Genomic DNA, 2219 nt, shown 5'->3' on the forward strand with positions numbered 1-2219 from the left:
TGAAACTTCTGTTGCAGATACAAAAGGAATCCGTATTTCTAAATCTGCAATGGAGCTGATAGAAAAAAATAATATTGATATTACCGTTTTTGCCGGAAAAAAATTAGTAACAAAAGAAGATGTTGAAGCAACATTAAAAAATAATTTGCCAAAAGCAAAAAACGATTTTTCTTCGGGACGCCCCAAACTGATAATTATTGGCGCAGGGGGCCATGCAAAAATTTGTATTGATATTATCAGGCAAAATAATTTATTTGATATTGTTGGAGCCACCTCTAACAGCACAGATAATAAAAATGTAATGAACGTTCCCGTATTAGGTACAGATGAAGAAGTTTTGGAAAAATATTTTGCAGAAGGAGTAAGATTTGCGGTGATAGGAATTGGGTCATTAAAAAAACTTTCTAAAAGAACAGAAATATTTAACCGTTTAAAAAAGATTGGTTACCATATTCCTGCTATCATTCATCCTCGGGCAATTTGCGAACCCTCTGCTTCCATAGCCGAAGGTTGCCAGGTAATGGCTGGCGCAATTATTGGCAGCGAAGTAAGAATAAACCCTAATTGTATCATTAACTCCGGCTGTGTTATAAGCCACGATTGTTATTTGGAAGAAAATATTCATATTACTCCCGGGGCAATACTGGCTGGCAATGTTTATATAGGTAAAAATTCAATAGTGGGCATGGGTGCTACTGTTTATATTGGTGTTATTATCGGCTCAGAAGTAATTATATCCAACAATGCAAATGTGCTAAAAGATATTCCCGATAACACAGTGGTGGCGGGTAATCCTGCACAACCTGTCTAAAACTAAATAGTTACGTTTTTTAGAGTACAATAATTAACCTTTCTGTACGTTATCAGTTAGTTATGCCGGAATAAGTACCATTACAAAAACAATTTATCCGGCATAAATAAAAAATCCAATTTTATGATACTTATAGGATACTCCGGCCACTCATATGTTATTAATGGAATTCTTCATGCCCTTGGTATAAAAACTACAGGTTATTGCGATAATGAAGAAAAAACATTTAACCCTCTTTCACTAAAATATTTTGGAAAAGAAATGTCGGAAACTGGTATTAAAGCGTTAACCCGGGATGATTTTTTTATTGCTACTGGTAACAACACTATTCGCAGGAATATTTTTGACAACCTGGCCTTAAGAGGTTTACTTCCGGTAAATGCCATTCACCCAACAGGTGTTATTGATCATACCGTGCAAATTGCTTCTCATGGCGTAATGATTGCACCGAACGTAACCATCAATGCATTTGCAAAAATTGGTACAGGTTCAATATGCAATACCTTCAGCATAATAGAACATGAATGTGAGGTTGGTGACTTTGCACACATTGGTCCCGGTGCAGTTTTATGTGGTAATGTAAAAGTTGGGGAGAACTCTTTTGTAGGCGCAAAGTCTGTAGTTCGTGAGGGTATCATCATTGGTAAAAATGCAATTGTAGGCGCTGGTTCTGTTGTTGTAAAAAATGTGCCTGATAATGTAAAAGTGGTAGGCAACCCGGCAAGAATTTTAGTAAAATCTTAATAGTGTATTTACTTTCATAATTGCTCCATAATCTTCTTTCTTAAGGCTGTTTCCCTTACCTTTGCCACGCAAAAAAATACATACTTATGAAGGTTTTAGTTACCGGTGGAGCCGGATACATTGGCTCTGTTTTAGTTCGTCAATTATTAGATAAAGGATACCAGGTTAGAGCCTTTGATAATTTAAATTTTGGGGGAGATGCATTGTATGATGTAATGCTTAACCCCAATTTTGAATTTTTAAAAGGCGATGTTAGAAATACAGCAGATGTAGAAAAAGCAATCGAAGGTATTGATGCTATTGCACATTTGGCCGCAATTGTAGGCGACCCCGCCTGCAAAAAATTTAGCGACGACGCTAAAACCACCAACTGGGATGGAAGCGTTGCATTATTTGAAGCAGCGGAAAAAGCTGGTGTAAAACGTTTTGTTTTTGCAAGTACCTGCAGCAATTATGGTAAAATGTCCGATCCGGATTCTTTTGTTACCGAAACCTCCGAACTAAACCCCGTAAGCTTATACGCAGAGTTAAAAGTTAAGTTTGAAAATTATATAATGCTGGAAAGAAAAGATACCAAAATGTGCAGCACTGCTTTACGTTTTAGTACAGTGTATGGTTTTTCTCCACGGATACGTTTTGATTTAACCGTAAACGAATTTACCCG

Annotated in this window: 3 protein-coding genes; all 3 read left to right on the plus strand. The window is 36.6% G+C overall.

Annotated features, from left to right (window positions below; all coding sequences use genetic code 11):
• Window positions 1-811 (plus strand): acetyltransferase (locus ACY65O_RS12665; protein WP_462221223.1); only part of this gene is annotated, 811 nt, incomplete at its 5' end.
• Window positions 812-934: 123 nt separating this feature from the next.
• Window positions 935-1555 (plus strand): acetyltransferase, encoded by a 621-nt coding sequence (locus tag ACY65O_RS12670; RefSeq protein ID WP_462221224.1) that lies wholly within the window; start codon window positions 935-937, stop codon window positions 1553-1555.
• 86 nt (window positions 1556-1641) lie between these two features.
• Window positions 1642-2219, plus strand: a 578-nt coding sequence (locus ACY65O_RS12675) for an NAD-dependent epimerase/dehydratase family protein (RefSeq protein ID WP_462221225.1), incomplete at its 3' end; no start/stop codon positions are given.

The organism is Ferruginibacter sp. (assembly GCF_031430955.1).
In the GTDB taxonomy this organism is placed as follows: domain Bacteria; phylum Bacteroidota; class Bacteroidia; order Chitinophagales; family Chitinophagaceae; genus Ferruginibacter.

Bases quoted from the DNA above. Each gene is read 5' to 3' on its own strand.
- ACY65O_RS12670 (WP_462221224.1), top strand. From the start codon at position 935: ATGATACTTATAGGATACTCCGGCCACTCATATGTTATTAATGGAATT.